Below are 22,690 nucleotides of genomic sequence, written 5' to 3' on the forward strand. Positions count from 1 at the left end.
ATCAATGAAACTTGTCAAACGGCATACCTGCACCGCTCAATTCCTACTCCATGTGAGCGCAGCCATCGCGATGAGAGCGAGGATCCAAAAGAACCAGGTCCTTCGCCAGAAGTCCAACACGTCGTGCCCGAATGCGCTGACACCACGCCGAACCAACGTGCGTCTTCCGTGGATCCGGACGGCTTCGATGTCGATCTCCGCACGTTCCTCTTCGTCCGTCGGATCGCTCCCGCGCAGAAAGCCGATGTGATGCTCGAACTCGTGCTCGATGGTCTCCTCGAGCTCGCCCTCCCAGTCGAAATCCCCTTCGTCTTCCCAGGCCGCACGAAATGTTCGGTAAAATACGGTGATTTCGCCTTGCCGCGACGGGTTCATGTCGTCGCCCGGGTGCGGGGGCACGTAGCTTCCGAGCAGCGGATCGCCGCCGTCGTCGCACGCAGGTGTTCCGCCCTCCACGAGGAAAGTGAGCTCGCTCTTGGCCTCGTCGGGAATGATGTCCGCGTAGATTTGCTCGGCCTTTGCAGCAAAATCGTCGAACGATACGAAGACGGCTTCCTCGTTTGATCGCGGCGAAGTCGCAAGATCGGGCGGAGCTTCGTCCAGGGCAAATTCGCGTTCGTACGGCGCATCCACATCGTTGCGAGCGCCGCAGTTCGAACAGCGGGCCATCGCAAAAAGACGCGGGGGATAATGCGACATTAAAAAGAAGCTCGTCAGCGCATGAAACGCGTGGTCCGAGCACGTGCGCAGCACGGCGGCGATCCGCTCGGGTGCGCGCTCTTTGCCGAGGGCCTCGATGCCCATCCCGGTCACGAAGGCGGCGGTGATGCGAAGACGCGATCGCCCCAACGCCGTGTGCAACGGCACCGCCTCGCCCAAGGTGATGGGGCGGAACACGACGGTGGACGGTTCGTATTTCTCCGTCGACAGGGACGGGAGCGGGTGCACCGTTCCAAAGGCCAGCGTGGTGTCGAGCTCGGCATCGGAGAGGGCGCGCTCCTCGAAAGGACCGAGGGCCAAGGTCTCGCAGGGCGTGACCCGCATGGGCTGCTCGCAGTTGACGCAGGAGATCTCGATGGGCTCCTCGTCCAGCCAGCCGAGGCGGGCCGCGATGGCCCGGATGGCGTGAAAGTCTCCGAGGGCGAGCGTCTCCACGTCCACCGGGGCCTCTTTCTCGAGGATGGTGACATCCCCCGAGGTGAAGAGTTTTCGGGCGCCATTGAACGGCAGGGCAGAACTTCGCGGGACGATCTTTCCGTCGTCTTTTGCACGAAGCGTCACCAAGCGGTGGCTCGGGAGCTCAACCCGGATCGACCGCGGGCTCACGGTAAGGATGCTGTCAGAACGCGGCCCACTTGTCAGTGTAACTCGTCCCCGGGGCGCAGAAGTAGAGGCGGGGGGCGGAAGCGAGGCGGCGAAAACCCGAACGACCGGGGAGACTCGCGCGAGCGAGCTAGCGTCGTGTATCTTGTGCGACGTATGGCGGAAGAGGTGACCGCAAGCGGCCCAGTGGTGCCCCTGCCCAAAGAGGGGGACGTGATCGCGGGCAAGTTCCGCGTCGAGCGGGTGCTTGCGGTCGGCGGCATGGGCGTGGTCTTCGCCGCGCAGCACATGATCATGGGCCAGCGCGTGGCCGTAAAAATGCTGCTTCCCGACGCGCTCGCCGTGCCTTCCGCCGTCGAACGTTTCCATCGCGAGGCCCAGGCCGCCGCCAACATCCGCAACGAACACGTCGTTCGCATCATGGACGTGGGCCATACGGACACGGGCGCGCCGTACATCGTGATGGAGTACCTCGTCGGATCCGATCTCGGCGAACTTATCGAGCGACGAAAGAATATTCCGATCGAGGAGGCGGTCGATTACCTGCTGCAAGCGTGCGAGGCCATGGCCGACGCGCACCGCATCGGGATCGTCCACCGCGATCTGAAGCCCGGCAACGTGTTCCTCACGCGCCGCTCCGACAATACGCCGCTCATCAAGGTGCTCGACTTCGGCATCTCGAAGATCGGCGAAGAGATCATGGGGCAGAAGCAGTGGCAGCTGACGCGCACCCACGTGATGATGGGGTCGCCGCTGTACATGTCCCCGGAACAAATCCGGAACGCGAAGACGGTGGACCGGCGCTCGGACATTTGGTCCCTCGGGATCATTCTGTTCGAACTGCTCACCGGGCAGCTGCCGTTCGACGGTGAAACGGCGATTTCGATTTGCGCACAAGTGGCAGCCGACCCACCGATTCCGCTGCGCCTTCTGCATCCGGAAATGCCCGAGGCGCTGGAAGACGTCATTCTGAGGTGCCTCGAGAAGGAGCCGGAGCACCGCTACGACGACGTGGCCGCCTTGGCCGAGGCCTTGGCGCCTTTCGGGTCGGAGTCCGCGCGGACTTCGGCGGCACGCGCGCGCCGAACCTTGGCCGACGAATCGCGCATGCCCACGTTGAACGCGGCGCGCATCAAGCCGGAGATCCGCAAGCAGACGCCGCGCCCGATGGCGAAGACGGATCCCTCCTGGCAGAAGAAGGCGGCCGCCGAAGCGGGCATTCCTCCCAAACGGAGCGGCTTCACCCGCACGGTGTTGAGCCTGGCCTTCGTGGGCATCTTGGGCGCGGGCGCCTGGGTGATGCGCGATCGATTGATGTCCGTGGCCAGGGAGAACGACCTTCTGCCCGATCCGGAAACGGTGAAGAGCGCCGCGTCGTCCTCCGAGCAAGTGGTCAAAGAGGTGGAGAAGGCCATCGCCAACGCGATTCCCACGACGGGTGAATCGGTCTCCGCCGACTCGGGCACCACGACGAGCGGCGGCCGCGTCGAAAGCGTCCCCGCCGGAAACCTCGCCACCGACGCCGGTGTCGATGCGGCGGCGGCCGATGCGGGCGACGCCGGCGACGAAGAAGAGGAAGAGGAGCCCGCCGTCGCCGGCCGCGATGCCTCCGCCTCCCCGGCACGCCCGGGCACCGCCGCCACGCACCGCCCAGGCACGGCGAAGCCTGGTGTGAAGAAGAAGAAGCCGCCCGTGCGGCACAAGTAGCTATTCCACGACGTAGCGAGCGACACGCACGGAGCCATCGCGATCGCTCCATGCCACGACGGCTTTCCCGTTTCGTTGAATGGCAAGGCTGTGCGTTCCCGTCGTGCCGTCCGAGACGACGGTCATGCCGTTCTGACCAAAGTGGGGATCGAGCTCATTTCCTCGGACGCGTACGAGCACCGCGAGATCGCCGGGGATGGGTCGATGCGCCGTAGCCAAGGCGAGGATGGCTCCGTCCCGCTGGTACGTGACGGCGTCGACATTCGACACGGCGAGCTCCTGGTTGGCAAACGAGGGAAAGAGGAAGGTCCCCCCATCCCACTGCGATGGGTCGACGCGACCCTCTCGTGTCAATCGAACGAGGACCCCGCGCGCATTGCTGCGGGTGGCGCCCAGCAGATAGCCGGTGTCGTCGGCCACGAGCGCACCGATATCCGTCGCGAAACTCGACCCTCCGATGCCGCCGTCCGCCCCGAATGCCGTATCGAGGCCACCGTCGTCGGAGAGCCGCGCCCAGAACGTCGGGCCGGTGATCGACTCCGAACCTGCCACCACGACTTGACCGTTCTCGTGGGCAAGGACTCCTCTAACCGACGGATTCACGAAGGGCTGCACGGTTACGGCCCCATCGCCGCCGAAGTGACGATCGGGACCGCCGTCTTCGAGGCGGGCGAGAAGGGTCAATGCTGCACTGTCTGTCGAGACGTCTGCGATCACGATTCGTGTGCGATTTGCCGTGAGGACGGCCGGGCTGCCGGAAAGATTCGCATCGCGAGCCAGGACGGAGACTCGCCCATCCCGCGTGACCCGCGACAGGTTCGCCGAAATGACGTCCCCGGTAGCCGTCCTCGTCTTGAAATAGACCAGCACGCCATTTCCGCTCGGATCCACGGTGGCTGCCGTCGCCAAGACGTCGTTGGCACTTTGCCCGACGAACAACGTCGCAGGGTGCGCCGTATCGCACACTCCGTCACCGGAACAACGGATGGCACGGAGGGTCGGCTGGTCGGACAAGACGAGCAAGACCAGATCGTCGCCATCCGCGATCACCCAAGCGGCTTGCGATGGGAAGGCCCCCGGGACGATGGCCACTCCGTGATGGCCGAACGTCGGGTCGAGCGACCCGGGAGCGATACCGGCGTCGGCGCCACCCTCCGCGGGCGGCTCGGGGCCGCCATCCTTGGCACTCGCGCGGCCTGGAAGATCGTCCACGCCGAGAAGCGCGGTGCACGCCGCGACGAAGGAGCACGAGAGCAGCGCCACGACCGGCGCTCGAAGGGCATGCGAACGGGCAGCCTTCATTCGAGTAGGTAGCGGGCCACTTTCACGAAGCCATCGCCGGAGACCCACGTGATGACGACCTTCCTGTCCGCTTGAAGGGCCATGCTTGCATGTTGCGCGATGAATCCTTCATCCACCACGATTTGTCCCATTTTACCAAATGCGGGATCGAGCCCGCTGCGGGAAACGCGCGCGAGCATCAACACGGGGGGCGTCAGCAGTCCGAACGTCGATCCGAACACGACGATCGTTCCGCTGGGTTCGATTCCGAGCGCATTGATGTTCGTCGGTGCGGGCACGCCCGCGTCATCGTCTTGCTCGAATGCGTATATGGCGCCGCCATCTCGGGCGTCCCAATACGATGGATCTTCGCGGCCATCTCCCTGGAGCCGAAGGAGCGCACCGCGCCCGCCCGGCTCTCGGCCGCCGAGCAGGTAGCCGCCACCGAGCCGTACGAGCGATTGCACATCCACGAGGCGGCTCGAACGAGCGACGCCACCTTCCTGCCCGAACGAGCGATCGGCGCCGCCATCGTTCTCGAAGCGCAACGAAAAAAAGCCCGTAGCGTCGTCGAAGGCGGTGGCTGCGACGACGATTCGGCCATCTTCCTGCACGAGAGCATCCGACGGGGATAAGTGAATGGCGGTTGGCCCAAAGGTCACCAGACCGTGGCGACCGAAGCTCGGATCCGCAGCCCCATCGGGCAGGTAGGCACGGAGATTCAACCGGCCTGCGTCCTCGTCGGGCGCCGAGTCGTCGACGGCCACGCTTCGCGAGGCCCCCACGGCGAAGGCCGTTCCGAGCCTCACGTACGGCGCGTGCAACGTCTCGCTCGCCAGCACGGAGACAGCCATCGGCTCGCCGCGTGTGACCCTCCAGAGATGCACGACGTTTTCGTAGTCGGAACCAGGCTTGTCTTGCACCCCGTAGACGAGGATCCCGGCCGCATGCGGATCGGCCCAAGGAGCGGGAACGGCGATCGCGCGGATCATCGACGAGGGCGGCGCGGGGAGCGTCACGGGATGGGCGGAGTCGCAGCTCCCGGCGTTGGAGCAACGGATGGCCACGACCTTGCCCGCGTCGTCGCCCGAGACGATGAGCACGATCTCGTCACCGTCCAGCACCAAGGATGACCCACCTGCCTTCTCGAAAGGCACCGACACGACCACGACTCCGCGATCGCCAAACGCCGGATCCAGCTTTCCGGCGCTGCTTGCCTGAGCGTCGGCATCGGCGCCGGCGTCGCTCGCCCCGTTCGGGCGAGCGTCGTCGGCGGCATCGCCACCGCCGTCCGGCCCGCGTCCTATGGGCGGGAGCTCCTCCAGGCCGATGAACACACCGCACGCCGCCGCGGTGCATCCCGCGAGCGCGACCAAAAGCATGCGCACGCGGCGACACTCCATCATCGTGCAAGTCTAGGCTACACCACGGCGCAGGTGTAGGCCGCAAGGGACCCCATTGCGAAGGGAGAACCGCGCGAGGTAACCTGCGTGGTTTGATGGGCGACTCTATCGACGCTTCTCACGGACGCGGATTCCGCGCGGACAACGCGCGCGATGCCGCTGCGAATGCGTTGCTCGTCATTGGGCAGGCGAGGGCTACGCGCTTCGCGCCGTCGCTCGGAACGACGAACCACCGGTCGCATGCGGTCAAGTTGCGGGTGGCCCTCGAGTCGGAGCTAACGATACGTGAGCCCGGCGGGTGGACCGTGCGGGCGCCGGTGCTCTTGAGCCCGAGCGATATGCCGTCGCTCGTGACCAGCCGCGGTCCGGTGGTCACCCTGGTGTTGGACCCCGAAGAGAACCGCGATGCCAGTCGGATTGCGCGAGCCCTGGGACGCACGTCGGCGGTGGATGCCGCGGTGGCCCGGCGGCTGCGCGAAGCCGTGTGGTCGGCGCGCCATCACCTCGAGAGCAAAGGGCATCTCGTGGGACTGGGGGACGAGCTCCACGAAATTGCGTTTCCGCGTTCGTTGCAGCCTGCACGCTTCGACCGGCGCGTCGAACGCGCACTCGACTACTTCCGCGCGAACCTCGGCGAAAGCGATGACTCGGCCAGCGGACTCCCACTGAACATCACGGCCCAACATTTTCGCGCGCTCTTTCTACGCGATGTCGGCATTTCGCCGCGCGCATGGCTCCTTTGGAATCGCTTGGTCCACTGCCTGCGCATCGCCGTGTCCGGCGCATCGCTTTCGATGGCGGCGGCCCTCGCGGGGTTCTCGGATCATGCCCACTTCTCGCGCACGTGCCGCCGTCTGATTGGTTACACGCCGAGCGACATCTTGCGCACGCATTGAGGCGAATTTCGCGAATTGTCGCTTGCGCCTCCGTCGACGCCCCGGGACACTGAAGGCCCAAAGGGGGGGTCGCCGCCGCAGTTGCCATGGCGCCGATGAGTCCGAAGTCCCGACCTGGTGTAGCCGCCCCGGCGCTGGCAGCAGGCATCTTCCTGCTTTTCGGCACCCCGCTGCGCCTGCTCTGGGTCGATGCGCCCGGCTCCTGGTGGCTCGTCTACGCGCTCTGGCTGGCGGCGATCGGGGCCGCCTTCGCCCTGCGCCGGCGGGGACTCTGATGCTCGGCACGACCACACTCGTCGGGCTGGCGGTCGGCTACCTCGGCCTCCTGTTCCTGGTTGCCGCGCTCGTCGATCGTGGCCACGGCCTCACCTGGTCGCGCCATCCCATGACCACCGCGCTGGCGCTCGGCGTCTACGCCACCTCGTGGACCTTCTTCGGCTCGGTGGGGTTCGCGGCCGTGGAGGGCTGGCGCTTCCTCGCCATCTACGTGGGCGCGACGGCGTCGTGCCTGCTCGTGCCGATCGTCTGGGCGCCACTCTGCCGTCTGGTGAAGGAGCGGCAGCTGGCCAGTCTGGCCGACCTGTTCGCGTACCGCTACCACAGCCACGCGGTCGGCGCGTTGGTGACCGTGTTCCTGCTCGCGGGCAGCTTGCCGTACCAGGCGCTCCAATTGAAGGCCGCGGTCGAGGCGGTCTCCGTGCTGGGCGGGGAGCAAACCCGCGGGCCGATCGCGCTCGTCACGAGTGGCTTCCTCACCGTTTTCGGCGTGGTCTATGGCGCGCGCCACCTGTCGGTGCGCGATCGCCACGACGGCTTCGTGGCCGCCGTGGCCCTCGAGTCGCTCGTGAAACTGATCGGGCTCGCCGCCGTGGGCGGCTACGCGCTGTTCATCGTGCTAGGCGGGCCCCATGGCCTCCGCACCTGGCTGACCGATCACCCCGAGGCGCTCGAGCAGCTAGCTCGCCCCGCGCGCGATCACTCCTGGCTCGCGCTTCTCCTGCTGAGCGCGAACGCGATCTTCATGCTGCCGCGGCAGTGGCAAATGGGCTTCACCGAGGGGAGCCCGGCGGGGCTGCGTGCAGCCTCGTGGGCACTGCCGCTCTACCTGCTCCTGCTCAACCTGGCGGTGCCCCTCGTGCTCTGGGCCGGCCGGGCGCTGCATCTGGGCGGGCATGCCGACTACTTCGTCCTCGAGGTGACGCGCGCTTCGGGATCCACCGTGCTGGCCGCGGTGGTCTTCTTGGGTGCGCTTTCCGCCACGGGCGCGATGATCATGGTGACCACCGTGGCGCTCGCGGGCATGGTGCAGAACCATCTCATCGTCCCGCTCACCGGCGTGACCGAGATGGTCTACCGGCGCCTGCGTTGGGTGCGGCGCTGCCTGGTCGCGGCCATCGTGCTCGCGGGCTACGGCGTATACCTCCTAGTCCGCAACAACACCCGCCTGGTCGAGATCGGACTCGTCTCGTTCGTGGCGGTGGCGCAGCTCATTCCCGGCCTGGTCGGCGTGCTGATCTGGCCGCGGGCCACCGCGCGCGGACTGGTTCTGGGCCTGAGCGTGGGCATCGTCGCCTGGGTGGCCACGCCCATCGTGCCGCTGCTCGCATCCTCGGGCGTGCTGCCCGCGAGCTGGAACTGGCTGGCGCGCCTCGCGCTCGGCGGCGACCCGTGGGCCTTCACCACTGCGTTCACGCTCGGGGCCAACGCGATCGGGTTCGTGGTCGGTTCCAGCATGCGCCCGCCAACCGCCGCCGAAAGTGAGGCCGCCGAGGTCTGCCGGCGCCGCTCGAGCGTCACACTCGCCGCGCCCGTCGACGCCACGTCGGCCGCGCAGTTTGCGGCCAGGCTCGCGCCCGTGCTCGGTGCATCCGTGGCCCGTTTCGAGGTCGATCACGCCCGACGCGGTCTGGGCATGCCCGAAGACGAGAGTCGCGCCGACCGATTGCGCCTCCTGCGCGATCGCGTGGAGCAGAATCTGTCCGGCCTCGTCGGCCCTGTGACCGCGCGCATGATCGTCGACGAGCGGTTGGCCCTCGAGGTGACCTTTCAGACCCTGCTCTCGGCGCAGTTGCGCTACGTGGAGGAGCGCCTGGCCGCCGCGCGCCTCGAAGGCCCCGCACACGCGCTGGAGGAGGCCCGCCGCTTCTTGCGCGACGTGCTGCAGGAGCTCCCGGTGGGCGTGTGCGTGCTCGGTCCGGCCGGCGACGTCGCGGTCTGGAACCAAGCGATGGCGGCCATGAGCGGGGTCGCGCCCGAGCGCGCGCTCGGCCAGCGCCTGCACGACCTGCCGCCGCCTTGGGGCCCCATGCTGGGCAGCTTCGCCGAGGGCGGTCCCGCCAGCGCCGAGCAAGAGAGCGAGTCCGACGGGCACGTGCGCCAGCTCGCACTGCGCCGCGCCGCCATCGCCTCCGATGCCGCGGCCGCGAAGGACGGCGGGTTGGTGCTCGTGGTCCAGGACCGCACCGAGCAGAAAGAACTGCAAGCGCGCGTGGCCCACCAGGACCGCCTCGCGTCGATCGGCAGGCTCGCCGCGGGCGTGGCCCACGAGATCGGCAACCCGCTGACGGGCATCGCGTCGCTGGCGCAAAACCTGGAGAGCGAGGCCAGCGACGCGAACCAACCCGACCAGGCCGAGCGACTCAAGCTCATCGTCGAACAGACCCAGCGCATCGATCGCATCGTGCAATCGTTGGTGGGCTTCGCGCGTGCAGGGGGAGCGGCAGGCCGGCGCCAGGCGGCGGCGCCCATGGCGGTGCCCATCGCGGACGTGGTCGCCGATGCGCTCACGCTAACCCGGCTGGGGCGTTCGGGCCGTGACATTCATTTCGACGTCGACGTGCCGCGGGATCTGATGGTGCCGCGCGATCGCCAGCGCCTCGAGCAAGTCATGGTGAACCTGCTGACCAACGCCTGCGACGCCTCGCCGCCGCACGGCCGGGTCAGGGTCGACGCCGAGCGCAGCGATCGTCGCGTGCGCCTCCGCGTCCGCGATCACGGCACCGGCATGTCGCCCGAGGTACGTGGACGCATCTTCGAACCGTTCTACACGACCAAGGAGCCTGGGCATGGCACCGGTCTAGGCTTGACCCTGGTCTACAGCATCGTGATGGAACATGGTGGCACCGTGGACGTGGCCAGCGCCCTGGGCGAGGGCACCACGGTCACGGTCGAGTTGCCCGAAGGTCCGTTGGGGGAGGGCGCATGAGCAGGATCCTCGTGGTCGAAGACGAACCCATCATCCGTGGCGAGATCCACCGACTGCTCGCACGCCATGGCCATGACGTGAGCGAGGCCGGCTCGGTCGCCGAGGTCGCCCGCGAGGGCGATCTCGACGCCTTCGATCTGGTCATCACCGATCTGCGTCTGCCCGGTGCCTTGGGAACGGACCTCATCGAGCGCGCGGGCGCGACCCCGGTCCTGGTCATGACGAGTTACGCCACCGTGAAGTCCGCGGTCGAGGCCATGAAGATGGGCGCGGCCGACTACGTGGCCAAGCCCTTCAACCACGACGAGCTGCTCATGCTGGTCGACCGCTTGCTCGCGCAAGGGCGCCTGCGCCGCCAAGTCGCCGCCCTGCGCAGCGACGTGGAGCGCAGCTTTCCCGTCTCGGGGATGATCGGCCGCAGCCCGGGCATGCAGGACGTGTTCGCGCGCATCACCAAGGTCGCCCCCACCGACGCAACGGTGCTCATTCGCGGCGAGTCGGGCACCGGCAAAGAGCTGGTCGCCCGCGCGATCCACGAGTGCAGTCCACGCTGCGACGCGCCCATCGTGGCGGTCAATTGCGCCGCGATCCCCGAGGGACTCATCGAATCGGAGCTGTTCGGGCACGAGAAAGGCGCCTTCACCGGCGCCGCCGGCACGCACACCGGGTTGGTCGAAGCCGCCGCGGGTGGCACGCTGTTCCTGGACGAAATCGGCGAGCTGCCTGCGGCCGCACAGGCGCGTCTCCTGCGCGCGCTCCAAGAGGGCGAGGTCCGCCGGGTGGGCGCGACCCGCACGCGGCGCATCGACGTGCGCGTCATCGCGGCCACCCACCGCGACCTGCCCCAGATGGTGCAGGCCGGCCAGTTCCGCCAAGATCTCTACTTCCGCCTGCGCGTGGTCGACATCCTCCTGCCGCCACTGCGCGACCGCGGCGAGGACATCGACGACCTCGCGCAGCACCTGCTCGAGCAGGCGATGCGCCGGCTGGGCAAGTCCGGGCTCTCGTTCACGGCCCCGTCGCTCACCGCCATCCACGACTACCATTGGCCGGGCAACGTGCGCGAGCTCGACAACGCCATCGAACGCGCGGTCATCCTCTGCGACACCGGCCGCATCACCCCCGAGCTGCTCGCGCTCGACGAACCGGGCACCTTCCCGGTCGAGGGCACCAGCCCCAGCGACGACGCGAGCCGCGAGCCCGACGAGAGCGCGGTCCGCCCCGGCGGGGAGACCCTCGAGGATTACTTCCGCCGCTTCGTGCTCGAACACCAGGACGGCATGTCCGAGACGGAGCTGGCACGCCGCCTGGGCATCAGCCGCAAGGCGCTCTGGGAACGCCGCGCCCGGCTGGGCATCCCCCGCTCGCGTCCGGCGTGACGGGAGGTGACACTCCCGCGCGCAGTGTTTCCGTCGGTGACCTTTTCGAGATAAGTCTCCAGTGTTCTCAAGTAGTTAGCACGGGCGCGCCGTTTGCATGTGGGCGCGGCATGCCCACGGGAATGACATTCCTCAACAAGAGATCGCTCCGAACGGACTTGGACCGGGTGCGATCAGGCCAACGCCTCGTGCTGGACGAACATTATCAGCTCGAGGAGCTTCTCGGACGCGGGGGAATGGGCGATGTCTGGGCAGGCCACCGCGAACGCGACGGCCAACCCGTGGCGATCAAGATCCTGCACCCTCACCTTTTGGATCTGGTGGGGCGGGTCGAACGCGAGGCCGAAGTGCTGATGCGCCTGCCCGAGGGCTGCGCGCCCTCGCTGTTCGCCTACGGGTGCAGCGAGAACGGCGAGATTTGTCTGGTGATGGAGCGCCTCTACGGCGAGGACCTCGCGCGGCGACTGAGTCGGCCGCACGTGATGCCGGTTTGGGATGCCATGGCCATCGTGACCGGGGTCGCGCACGTGCTCGACATGGCCCACGACATGGGCATCGTGCACCGGGATCTGAAGCCGTCGAACGTGTTCCTCTGCGAAAACGCGCACAGCTCGTTCACCTTGCGCATGCTCGACTTCGGCATCGCGCACCTGACCACGTCGCCCGCGGGCGAGCCGCTCACCCACGAAGGCGAGTTCGTGGGCTCGCCCGGCTACCTCGCCCCCGAGCAGGTACTCGACATGGACTATGAGATCGGGCCGCAGACCGACGTGTTCGGGCTGGCCGTGCTGGCCTACCGGCTGTTCACCGGCCATCCCGCGTTCACGTGCCGCTCCTTCGCGGAAGCGGCGTTCCAAGCCGCGTACAGCCAGCCCGCACGCGCGAGCGGTGTGCGCGAAGAGCTGCCCGCGAGCTTCGACGACGTGCTGGGCCAAGCGCTGTCCAAGACGCCCTCTGAGCGTCCGGCGCGCGCGGGCGCACTGGCGGCCGCGCTGGCGACCGCGCTCTCCACGGACGATGCGCCGACGTTGGTTCGCCCATCGGCGCCGGCCGCGTTCCATTGTGCGAGGGCGAGCTTACCGCTGGTTTGGAAGAAGACGGCCTTGGGGTCCTGAATGCGCCGGAGAGCGTCGCTCGTAGACGGCGCTCGTTCCCCACTTCGACGAAAAGAGGCGAACGGCTTGCTCCGGGTGCGCTCGGGCCCACTCGCCCGCGGCGGTATCGTCGCCCGCCACGAAGACGCGCACCTTCGCGCGTTCGAAGAACGCCTCGACCCCTTCGCGCGGCAGCGCGTTCGGGATGCGCACCACCGGGTAGCGGAGGTCGGGCTCCCAGCACAAATAGGGAAAGTCGGCGCCGCGATCGAAGGCGAACGTCTCGTCGTCGGCGACGAGCTTGCGCATCTCGCGGAACTTTTTCGACGTGCCATCGACGCCCACGGCATCCACCGCGCCTGCGCGCTCCGCGTCGGACATGCTGGCGTACGCGCGAAGAGGCGGTCCACCACCGAGCAATCCCGGCCACGCGTAGACGAGCTGGTAGCCACCCAGCACGGCCCCCGCGCCGAGCGCAACGATGCGCGGGCGCGCGGGAATGCGCGCGAGGTACGGTGCCGCAAGGGCGAGGACCATGGCCGGAAAGGCCAGAACGAACCTGGCCACCGCCGGATCGGGGGCCAACAGCGTTGCCGTCACACCAACGCATGCCGCAAGACGCGACCACGGCGCAGCCTTGGTCTCGGGCGAGACCTTCCACGCGAGCAACGTCGCCGTCGCAAAGGGGAGCGCCAGCAGGAAGAGAGGGCCGTAGCCGCCGATGCGCAGATCGAGGGCAGGCTCCGAACCGAGCGCGGTCCACGACTGCAGCAGCCGCAGAGGAAGCGGCCCGTGCGTCCGCGGCGCGTGGCTTCCATCGGAGGTCACGCCGCCGGCGAGCAGCTCATCGACGCGAACGATGCCTGCGAGGTGCAGTGGACCGGCCCGCAGATCGACCGGCCAGAGCGGGTTTCCATGTCGAAGCAGGTTGCCTAAATACGAGTGCACCCCGAACGACGCGAGAAGGGCGACGGCGAGCATGGTGGCCCCAGGACGCTTCGCATGCAGCCCGCGCGCGACGAGCACCGCGGTGAGCAGCAAGGTGCCCAGCGGGGCGCCAGGTTTGGAGCCGAGGTAAAGCCCCAATGCGATGCCCGCCACGCACAGGCTGCGCGGCGAGGGCGGGGCGAGCACGAAGTAAATCGCGCACAAGAGAAGGGCCGCGCTGCCGATGTCGACATAGTTGGTCGGCAGCTGAAGAAAGACCACGGGGACCAAGAGCCACGCGCAGCCGGCCGCGAGCGCATGCTGGCGCTCGGCGTTGCAGAGGCGCGCGATCCCGCTGGTGGCGATGGCGCCCAGGATGCCAAAGGGCACCTGCCCGAGATCGATCAGGCGATCGTCCGGGAGCAAAAGGCGCAACGCCACCATGAACAGCTCGACGACGTGGGGATAGGTGGAAATGAAGTTCGCGTCGGACGGAACGTCTCCGAAGCCGCGGCCCATCACCACGAAATTGACGTACGGCAGGTGGTACCCCATCGAGTCCCACGGCCACACCGGCAGCCAGCGCGCCGCGAGCGTCACGGCGAAGAGCGCGCCGCATGCCACGATGAGCAGCGGGAGCACTTCTTTGCCCATGGCCTCGCGGTATGGAAAGGCAAACCGTCGCCCGCGGTGAAGCATGGCCAACGCCACCACCGCACCGAGGAGCGCGAGCACCAACGCGGGCGTGGTGAGAACATGCACCGCACCGAGGAGCCCGACGATGGCCACGACCAAGGCCATCGCCAGGACGGCCCCACCGACAGCGCGATGGGCGGCATCGTCGGGAAAGACCAGGCTTCCGAGGCGAACGGCGATGTACACCATCGCCGGGGCGGCGAACGGCAAGAGCCCCCACGCTCCCAGGATCCCTTGCAACGAGCTCACGTCCCCACATCTCGTAGACCGGTCGTGGGGTCCAAGGGCAGCGAAAACGTCGACGGGCCTCGATCTTGGCGCAAGGCTGAACCATTTGCCGCGGCCTCTGCAGCCGTCCGCATCGTCAGCGCGCGCACGTGCAGAATATTATTTATTGAATCATAAATAAATACGCCAAGCGTGCCACGCGACTAGGACCAATGGCCCGCGACTTGGCGCGTGGTGGCGTTGAGGCGGTTCCAGAGGTTCACGGTGGCGATGGACAAGAGGAGCGCGGCGAGCGCGGTGTCGTCATAGTGGCGGCGTGCCTCGTCCCATAGTGGATCGGGAACGGCTTCGGGGCGGTCGGCAAGGCGGGTGACGGCTTCGGAAAGGGCGAGGGCCGCGCGTTCGGCGTCGGTGAAATAGGGGGCGTCGCGCCAAGCTCCGACGGCGAAGATGCGCTGGTCGGATTCACCGAGCTTTTTGAGCTCGCGGGCGTGCATGTCGACGCAAAAGCCGCAGCCGTTGATCTGGCTGGCCCGCAAGTGAACCAAGGTGAGCGTGGCGGCGGGAACGCCGCAGTTTTCCGCGGTTTTGCCCAAGGCGAGCAGGGCTTGCATGGCGTTGGGGACGAGCATGGCGGGGTGCTTCATACGGGCTTGCATGGTCGGGTTTCTCCAGGGATGGTCACATCGCGTGGGTTTCGTTCGTCACTGCGGAAGACGAACCCCAACGAGGAAATGTGACGATGAGCGAACAAGAATTTCTGGCGGAGCGCTTCGAGTCCCACCGGGCCCACCTTCGGGCCGTGGCCTATCGCATGCTCGGCTCGCTGAGCGAGGCGGATGAAGCCATCCAGGAGGCCTGGCTGCGCGTGAGCCGCGCCGGCTCCGACGGCGTGGAGAACGTGGGCGGATGGCTCACCACGGTGGTGGCCCGCATCGCGCTGGACATGCTGCGCGCGCGCAAGGCGCGGCGCGAAGACTCGCTCGAGGTGCACCTGCCGGAGCCCATCGTGAGCCGCGCCGAGGGGGTCGATCCCGAGCATCAGTTGCTCTTGGCCAACTCCGTCGGCCTCGCGCTATTGGTGGTCCTGGAAACGTTGGCACCCGCCGAGCGCCTCGCGTTCGTTCTGCACGACATGTTCGCGATGCCCTTCGACGAAATCGCGCCCATCGTCGGCGCCACCCCCACCGCCGCCCGGCAGCTCGCAAGCCGCGCCCGACGCCGCGTCCAAGGCAGCCCCACCGTGCCCGACGCGGACTTGAGCCGCCAACGCGAAGTCGTTCAGGCCTTCCTCAGCGCCTCGCGCGAGGGAAACTTCGACGCGCTCCTCGCCGTGTTGGATCCCGACGTGGTCCTCCGCGCCGACCTAGGCCCCCGTACCGGCGGCTCCAAGGAAGTGCGCGGCGCGCGCAACGTCGCCGGCCAAGCGCTCACCTTCGCACGACTGGGCCTCTCCGCGCGGCCCGCCCTGGTCAACGGCGCCGCCGGCACCGTCTCCTCCCGCGACGGCCAGATCTTCTCCGTGATGGGCTTCACCATCGTGAACGACCGCATCGCGCAGATCCACGTGCTCGCGGATCCCGAGCGACTGCGCCACGTCACGTGGTCGGAGGAGGTAACTCGCTGATCGCCGGCGGGCCTGCAACCGGGAGCGCCAAACGGAAGACGGCGCCGCGGCCCGGGGTGCCGATGTACGAGAGCTCGCCGTCGTGCTCGATGGCGATGCGCTGGGCGATGGCGAGGCCCAAGCCCGTGCCGTGCGGCTTCGTCGTGGCGTACGGCTCGAAAAGGCGGGCGGCGATGTCGGGGGAAATGCCCGGGCCGTTGTCCGCCACGGTGATGACCACGCGGGCGCGGCCGGTGCGGTTCGTTTCGACGGTGACCGTGACACGCGGCGAGGGCGTCTCCTTCACGGCGTCGATCGCGTTTTGAAGCAGATTCGTTGCAACCTGCACGATTTGGTCGCGATCGGCCATCACCAGCGGCGGTGTGCCACGCACGCTGATGTCGATGGCCGTCGTCGGCGCATTCGCCTTTTGCAGCGAGATTACCTGCTTCACCAAGTCGACCAGATCGACCTCCGCGGGGCGCGGAGGCGGCAGGCGCGCAAAGCGCGTGAACTCGGTGACGATGTTGGCGATGCGGTGCACCTCGTCGAGCACCGTGCGCGTGGCCTCGTCGAAATACTCGTCGAAGGCCGGATCGTCGCGGGCCCGCAGCCGTCGCAACGTTTCTACGGCCGCGCGAATCGGCGCGAGCGGATTTTTCACCTCGTGGGCCACGCGGCGTGCCACCTCACGCCAGGCGGCCACGCGGCTGGTGGCGGCCAGGCGGCGGCGCGTCGTTTCCAGATCTTCGATCATGCGATCGAACGCCGCCGAGAGGTCCGCCATTTCACCGCTGCCCCGCACCGACAAAGGCTGCGCCTCGCCGGAGGCCACCTTGCGCGCCTGCGCCGCCAGCTCCTCGATGGGGCGGCTCAATCCGCGGGCGAGCAGCACCGCCAAGAGCAACGCGCCCGTCGACGCGAGCACCACCGCGATGGCAACGGTGTGGTCGATCTGGCGCAGATTCTCGAGGAGCTCCCGCCGCGACTTGGCCACGGTGATGGACATGAGCTTCCCGCCACCATCGTCCAGCACACACGAGGCGCGCGCCAGGTCGGCCGGATCTCCGGCGACCAGCTTTTCTGCGACCGCGCCCGCCGCCGCCGACACGTTGATCGTCTTGCCGAGACGATCGAGCAGCGGATCGATTTTCCGCAGGCCGACGACCGCGACCGTCACCTTGCGTCCTTTTCTTCGGCAGCGCGAGACGAGGCCGTCCACCGCCGGGGAGCCTTGCAAATAGTGCTCGGGCTTCTCCTTGGTGAGCGCGATGACCTCCGCCGTCGGGATGCCCGCAAGCGCGCTCGGGGCCACGCCCAGCACGTCGCCCTTGTCGGTGACGAGCAACAGCGCGTCCATGTCGAAGGCCGTGCGCTGGTTTGGGACCAGCTGGGAGAAGGCCAGGCGGCGATCCTCGAGCCCTTCGCGCTCCATGGCGACGAGCATGCGATCGGCCAGCTCGCCATCGCCGCAGACGCCACCGATCAATTTGCGGTCGCTGTCGGCTTGACGCTTCACCTCGTCGCGAATGCGCTCGCAGGCGGAGGACAGCTCGGTGTCGAAGTGCCGCGTTTCCTCGCTGCGCCGGCCTTCGCGCAGGGCCCAGCCGAGGCCCACGGTGGAAAGGGCGCCCACGAAGCCGAGGGCGATGCCGAGACGGGGTGCGATTCTCATCGACTGCGGCTCCGGGTCGAAAGGCCGAGGTCCCAGCCGCGGGAGGCCGAGGGTGCCAGCGCGAGATCGGCCACGCGCGAGCCAAAGATGCGGATCTCGCCCAAAATGCCTACGCGCATCGTGCGCGTGAGGGTGCGCGGGGACACATTGCCCAGGCGCGGTGGGTGGCGCACGATGTCCACCGCGGAGGCCGGGCGGTCCGCCGTGGCGAGGCCCACCAACGCCCCGAGCGCGCCCGGCGCTACCGGACGTGCCACGTCGATGGCCAGCGCGAAGGAGCGCTGCACACGCCGGTTCGCCAGCTCCGCAGACGACACCGGGCGCACGGTGAGCTCGTGCCCGGGTCGCGACAAGGTCGCCGATACGGCCCGCGCGAGCTCGACCAACCAGGGAGAATCGTCACGCACCAAGAGATCGCTCGGTGCCCCGCTCCACCCTTCCTCGCGCTCCGAAGGCCACGCGGCCCCGAGCCCCAGGTACGAGAGGCGCGCATGCGGAATGCCGTCGGCGATGCGCTGCGCGAGCCCCGGCGAGTCCCACATCCCGCCCTCACGGCCCGAGCGCAGAATGGCCCACGCCACCGGTCCGAGATCGAACGGACGCGCGCCAGGCCGCGGCTCGTGAAGCCCCGACCCGAGCCAGCCCACGTCGTCGGCCCCCGATTCGAAGGCGCGCAGGGACGCCGACAGATCGGGCGCCGCCCGCACCACGATTTCATCGAGCAACGCTGGCCCGCGCGCCGAACGCGGATTGCGCACCAAGACGAGGGCATCGCCGCGTCGATCGGCGCGAAAGGGCCCCGTGCCGTCGGGGCGCTCCGGCGTGAACGACAGCGGCACGATGGGTACGATGGGCGAGGCCAGCACCTGCGCGAGCTTCACCGCGTCCTTGGTCGCGAAGCGCACCGTCACGTTGTCGAGCCGTGTGGGGATCGGCGCATCGGCGAGCCACCCAGCCCCGCTGTTCGCACGCGCGCGCCGCAGCGAATTGACCACCTCGCGCGCGTCGATGGGCTTGCCGTACGCCGTCACGATCCCCGTGCGCACGCGCACGCGCAGGCCGTCGCGGTCGGGCTCGGGATCGCCTTCGGCCAGCGCCGGAACGATGGCCCCCGATTCGTCACGGGCATACAGCGTATCGAAGAGTGCATCGCCGAAAAGAGCCGCGGCCACGTCATCGAGCCGGTGCGGATCGAGCGAGGCAATCGGCCAGGGAACGCGCAGCACCAGCCGCCCGCCCACGGGCAGCCTTCCCCTTGCGCGCACCCGGGAAGAAAACGCGAGCGACGCGGCGAGAACCGCACGGCGCGAGAGCCTCATCGAACGACCCACACCTCGGGACCGACGACGGCGACCAGCGCGGGGATCCCCCGTGCCTCCGGCGGGCAGATGGTCAGGGCCCGAACGCCGCCCGGCGCGGGAATCTTCTTGCGCACGACCGGATCAGTCCCGTCGCCCGTCCAGCTCAGGACCTGCAGCACATCGTCGGCTTCGACGCCGGAGGTCACGATCTCCGAGGCGCCGTCGAGATCCAAATCGCCCACGGCGAGCTGCGCGCCGACGACGTCGCCCGTGCGCACCTCCCCTCCGTCCAGGCGCAGGCGCAGCTTTCCGCCCGGCTCGCGCGCCGCCACCACCATGTGGCTCGAGCCATCGCGCGACGTGATCTCGCCGGCCGCCACCGCGTCGAACCGCACCACCGGGGCCGCGAGCCGCACCGGGCGCTCCTTTCCACCGAGCGCGCAACCGGTGACATCGCCCTCGAACGCGCTGGCCTCTGCATTCACCGATGCGCATCCGTCCATGTCGCCGACCGCCATCGGAATGCCCGGCAAGGTCGCACGCACGCCAAGCCCCGCGTCGAGTGCCACGGCTTCGCGCTCCGTCGTGCCCACCAGCAACCGCGGCGTCCCGCCAACGAGACCCGCGCGCACGAAGGCCGCCCCGGCCAGCGGCTCGCGGAGAGGAATCGGCAAACGCCGCGCAAGCTGCGGCCACGGCGCGGCCTTGCCCACGACGAAACGACCGCCGCGCAACGTCCCCACGGCCACGCGCGTCTTCGACACGAGAACGAGCTCCATGCCGCCGTCACCGTTGGCATCGCCGCACGCGACGGCGAGCACGTCGCCCTCCTCGTGCCGCGACTTGCGCACGCTCGCCTGCTCCAGCGAAATGGCCGGAAAGAACGCGCGCACCTCCGCGTCGATGGGCACGCTCGTGTACGTGTGCGCACGCGGCGGCGGCGCGGGGATGCGGATGCGATCCCACCCGTTGGACATCACCGGATACAGATCCGCCGTCACGCGCAGCTCACCGCGCGCAATTTCCACCGACAGAAAGAGCAGCGCCCCGCCGCGCCCGGCCACCGCCCGCGCCCCCGAAAGGTGCAGCGCCCGCTCGTGCGCCCGCGTGGTGCCCCCCAGCTTGCCCGCGACCACCCCCGCGATGCGCACGCTGAGCTCGTCCATGCGCCCCGGCGTCGCCCCGGCAACGTCGCTCACCGCGGGCGCCGCGATCACCACCGTGGCCGGCGGAATCGCCGTCAGCCCCTTCGCCACCTCCGCGGCCACGTTTTGCAGCGCACTGGCCGCGTGCACATCGCGCGCGGCCAGCAAGAGCAGCAGCAGCGCAACGACCCCGAGAAACCTCATGGAGTCTCCGCCGCACTTTCGGGCACGGGCGCCGCCGACGTCCCCGCATCGCCTCCGCTCACCACGCTCGCCGGGCCCGATTCGGTCGGTTCCGTGCCGGCGAGGAACACTTCGTCCATCGTGTTCGCGTCGCTGCCGTCCGCCGGAAGCTTGCCCGTCTGCTTGTCGATGCGCACCGACACCACGCCCGCCGGCCGCGGAAACTCGCTCGGCGGCTTGTTCTCGTGCGCCACCTTCATGAACGAGATCCACGCCGGAAGCGCGGTCTGTGCGCCGCTCTCCCCGCCGCCCAGCGGCTTGCCATCGTCGTAGCCGACCCACACCACCGCGGCAATTTCCGTCGAGTACCCGGCAAACCACGTGTCCTTCGACTGGTTGCTCGTTCCCGTCTTGCCCGCGAGCGGCCTTCGCAGCTCCTTCGCGCGCGCGCCGGTCCCGTGATCGATCACGCTGGTCATCATGTTCGTCGTCACGTACGCCTCGGCGTCGTCGAGCACGCGCCGCGGCGGCGCCTGCGGCTTCAGTGCGACCTCGCGCCCATCGGGCCCGGTGATCTTCGTCACCAAGCGGGGCTCCTCGTACACGCCGCCCGCCGCGAAGGTCGCGTACGCGCCGCACAGCTCGATGGGCTCCACCTCGTAGCTGCCCAGCGCCAGCGACAGGTCCGGCTTGAGCACCGACTGAATGCCCAGCGCATGCCCCCACTCGACCACGTTGGCCGGCCCCACCTGCTCCAGCACGCGCACCGCGCCCACGTTCACGGAATTGGCCAGCACCTCGCGCAGCCGCAAAGGATCGCTCGCCGTCCACCCTTCGTAGTTCGACGGCTTGTAGTTCCCGAACGCCGCCGGCGTCACGTCGATGAGCGTCGCCGGCGTGAAGATGCGCGAGTGCAGCGCGTACGAGTACACGATCGGCTTGAACGTCGACCCCGGCTGCCGCCGCGCCTGCGTCGCACGATCCAAACCGCCGTTCTGCGCTTCGTAGTTGCCCACCACCGCCAGCACGTTGCGCGTGCGCGCGTCGATGGCCACCAGCGCGCCCTCCGGCCCCGACTCGAGCCGCAACGGCACCTTGGCCAGGGGCGTCGACGTCGTCGTGGTCGTGATGCTCGTGTGCGCTTCCTCCGGCACCGGCGCCAAAAGGCTCACGCGCACGAGGCTCCCCGTCGGCGCAAACACGCTCGCCGCGAGCCCTTGCGGGTTGTACCGCTCGTAGTCCGCGAGCTTCACCGCGCCGGTGACGGTTCCCACCTTCACGTCGATGGTGCCCTGCGCATCGTCCGCGCCCGTGGCCACACCGATGAGCACCTTGTGCTTCTCGAAGCTCGGCGTCCCCTCGAACGGCGCGTCCTTCGACGCCGGCTTGGCCGCCTTGCCCTTCGACGCCGTCGGCGCCACCGGCACCTTCAGCGCCCCCGTCAGCCCGTGGCGCTTGTCGTACGCCAGCAGCCCATCGCGCAGCGCCTTGCGCGCGGCCACCTGCAACTTCGGGTCGATCGTCGTCTGAATGGTGTACCCGCCCCGGCGTGCCCCCTCCGGATCCAGCTCCAGCAACATGCGCCGCGCGCGTTCCACCACCTCCGGCGCCAGATCGCTGTTGATCTCGACGCTGGGCGCAAGCCGCACCGCCTCGTTGTTGGCCTGCTCGTACTGCGGATCGTTCAAAAACTGCTTCTCGTGCATCTGCGTGAGCACGAAGGCCCGCCGACTGAGGGCCCGCTTCATGTCCTTGCGCGGCGAAAACGACTCCGGCCCGGCCACCAGCCCCGCGAGCAGCGCACCCTCCGCAATCGTGAGATCTTTCGCGTTCTTACCGAAGTTGTCGCGCGCCGCTTCCTGGATGCCGTAGCGGCCGTGGCCGAAGTAAATGTGATTCAGGTAAAGCTCGAGGATCTCGTCCTTTTCGAGCTCCTGTTCGAGTTTTCGGGCCAAAAGCGCCTCGCGGATCTTCCGCTTGTACGAGCGCTCCGAGTCGAGCAGCAGGTTTTTCACCACCTGCTGCGTGATGGTCGAGCCCCCTTGGCGCTTCTTGCCGGATTTCACGTTCACCACGAACGCGCGCAAGATGCCGAAATAATTGAGACCTTCGTGCTCGTAGAACCCCGCGTCCTCGGCCGCGAGCACCGCCAGCTTCACGTGGGCGGGCAGCGTCTTGATGGACACGACCGTGCGACGCTCGGTGAAAAGCTCGGCGAGCAAGGTGCCATCCCGGGCCAGCACCCGCGTGACCTGCGGCGGTCGATAATTTCCCTTGAGGTCCGCAATCGAGGGAAGCTGTGCCTCGAAGTGCCTCACCGCAAAGATCAGCCCTACGATCCCCACGATCGCGAGCGCCGCCACGGCAAGGCCAATCCGCTTGCCCCACCGGAAAATCCCCTCCCACGCCGGTGACTTGAAAAAACGCGTCCGTCCTCCGTGCCCGTTCCCCTGCTCATGCCCGTCCGCCGGTCCCGTCCCCTCCCCGAAGTTCTCGGGCCCGCTAGGCGAGGGCGTCGTTTTGCCTTCGAGCATCTGCCTGGCCGTTGGTCTCACGCTAGAACGGGAAACGCCGGAGGCCGTTTGCGCCATTCCGGGCGCGCGATCGTCCCGCGCCGGGGGGCGACCAGAATTACCAGAAT

Annotated in this window: 16 protein-coding genes; 7 read left to right on the plus strand and 9 right to left on the minus strand. The window is 68.3% G+C overall.

The genetic code is table 11. From position 1 onward, the window contains the following. Positions 1-36 precede the first annotated feature (36 nt). Complete coding sequence (locus tag LVJ94_44160; protein WXB03890.1) at positions 37-1,281, minus strand: hypothetical protein; 1,245 nt, start codon at positions 1,279-1,281, stop codon at positions 37-39. 198 nt (positions 1,282-1,479) lie between these two features. On the opposite strand from LVJ94_44160, the gene LVJ94_44165 reads away from it, so the two are divergent. After that, positions 1,480-3,030 carry a serine/threonine protein kinase gene (locus LVJ94_44165; protein ID WXB10803.1) on the plus strand — a complete coding sequence of 517 codons (1,551 nt, stop codon included), beginning with the start codon at positions 1,480-1,482 and terminating at the stop codon, positions 3,028-3,030. On the opposite strand, the gene LVJ94_44170 is transcribed toward LVJ94_44165, so the two are convergent. Then, positions 3,031-4,332, minus strand: coding sequence for a hypothetical protein (locus LVJ94_44170; protein ID WXB03891.1), 1,302 nt, complete (start codon positions 4,330-4,332; stop codon positions 3,031-3,033). Beyond that, positions 4,329-5,717, minus strand: a complete 1,389-nt coding sequence (locus LVJ94_44175; protein WXB03892.1) for a hypothetical protein — start codon at positions 5,715-5,717, stop codon at positions 4,329-4,331. The genes LVJ94_44170 and LVJ94_44175 overlap by 4 nt, the downstream gene beginning before the upstream one ends. Before the next feature lie 92 nt (positions 5,718-5,809). On the opposite strand from LVJ94_44175, the gene LVJ94_44180 reads away from it, so the two are divergent. The 5 genes from LVJ94_44180 (at position 5,810) to LVJ94_44200 (ending at position 12,309) form a co-directional block, all read left to right on the plus strand. Further along, positions 5,810-6,610, plus strand: coding sequence for a helix-turn-helix domain-containing protein (locus LVJ94_44180; protein ID WXB03893.1), 801 nt, complete (start codon positions 5,810-5,812; stop codon positions 6,608-6,610). A gap of 95 nt (positions 6,611-6,705) precedes the next feature. Continuing rightward, complete coding sequence (locus LVJ94_44185) at positions 6,706-6,885, plus strand: hypothetical protein (protein ID WXB03894.1); 180 nt, start codon at positions 6,706-6,708, stop codon at positions 6,883-6,885. Next, positions 6,885-9,815 (plus strand): ATP-binding protein, encoded by a 2,931-nt coding sequence (locus LVJ94_44190; protein ID WXB03895.1) that lies wholly within the window; start codon positions 6,885-6,887, stop codon positions 9,813-9,815. The genes LVJ94_44185 and LVJ94_44190 overlap by 1 nt, the downstream gene beginning before the upstream one ends. Next, the gene (locus LVJ94_44195; protein ID WXB03896.1) at positions 9,812-11,194 is read left to right on the plus strand and encodes a sigma-54 dependent transcriptional regulator; all 1,383 of its coding nucleotides are present in this window, start codon (positions 9,812-9,814) and stop codon (positions 11,192-11,194) included. The genes LVJ94_44190 and LVJ94_44195 overlap by 4 nt, the downstream gene beginning before the upstream one ends. A 167-nt stretch (positions 11,195-11,361) precedes the next feature. Next, complete coding sequence (locus LVJ94_44200) at positions 11,362-12,309, plus strand: serine/threonine protein kinase (protein WXB03897.1); 948 nt, start codon at positions 11,362-11,364, stop codon at positions 12,307-12,309. Here LVJ94_44200 and LVJ94_44205 read toward each other — a convergent pair. Next, the gene (locus LVJ94_44205) at positions 12,271-14,160 is read right to left on the minus strand and encodes a hypothetical protein (GenBank protein ID WXB03898.1); all 1,890 of its coding nucleotides are present in this window, start codon (positions 14,158-14,160) and stop codon (positions 12,271-12,273) included. The genes LVJ94_44200 and LVJ94_44205 overlap by 39 nt on opposite strands. A gap of 182 nt (positions 14,161-14,342) precedes the next feature. Then, positions 14,343-14,798: a carboxymuconolactone decarboxylase family protein gene (locus LVJ94_44210; GenBank protein WXB03899.1), complete on the minus strand. Its 456-nt coding sequence runs from the start codon at positions 14,796-14,798 to the stop codon at positions 14,343-14,345. Between the two features lie 83 nt (positions 14,799-14,881). Between LVJ94_44210 and LVJ94_44215 the strand changes: the two genes are divergently transcribed. Next, positions 14,882-15,766, plus strand: a complete 885-nt coding sequence (locus LVJ94_44215; protein ID WXB03900.1) for a sigma-70 family RNA polymerase sigma factor — start codon at positions 14,882-14,884, stop codon at positions 15,764-15,766. On the opposite strand, the gene LVJ94_44220 is transcribed toward LVJ94_44215, so the two are convergent. The 4 genes from LVJ94_44220 to LVJ94_44235 are packed head-to-tail and all read right to left on the minus strand — an operon-like array spanning position 15,738 to position 22,412. Further along, a complete protein-coding gene (locus tag LVJ94_44220; protein WXB03901.1) occupies positions 15,738-17,420 on the minus strand; it encodes an ATP-binding protein in 1,683 nt (560 codons plus the stop codon). The genes LVJ94_44215 and LVJ94_44220 overlap by 29 nt on opposite strands. After that, positions 17,417-18,739: an ABC transporter substrate-binding protein gene (locus tag LVJ94_44225; GenBank protein WXB03902.1), complete on the minus strand. Its 1,323-nt coding sequence runs from the start codon at positions 18,737-18,739 to the stop codon at positions 17,417-17,419. Before LVJ94_44225 ends, LVJ94_44220 begins: the two co-directional genes overlap by 4 nt. Continuing rightward, positions 18,736-20,070, minus strand: coding sequence for a hypothetical protein (locus LVJ94_44230; GenBank protein WXB03903.1), 1,335 nt, complete (start codon positions 20,068-20,070; stop codon positions 18,736-18,738). The genes LVJ94_44225 and LVJ94_44230 overlap by 4 nt, the downstream gene beginning before the upstream one ends. After that, positions 20,067-22,412, minus strand: coding sequence for a PBP1A family penicillin-binding protein (locus tag LVJ94_44235; GenBank protein WXB03904.1), 2,346 nt, complete (start codon positions 22,410-22,412; stop codon positions 20,067-20,069). Before LVJ94_44235 ends, LVJ94_44230 begins: the two co-directional genes overlap by 4 nt. Positions 22,413-22,690: the final 278 nt, after the last annotated feature.

The organism is Sorangiineae bacterium MSr11367, assembly GCA_037157805.1.
GTDB classification, from domain to species: Bacteria; Myxococcota_A; Polyangia; order Polyangiales; family Polyangiaceae; genus Pendulispora; species Pendulispora rubella.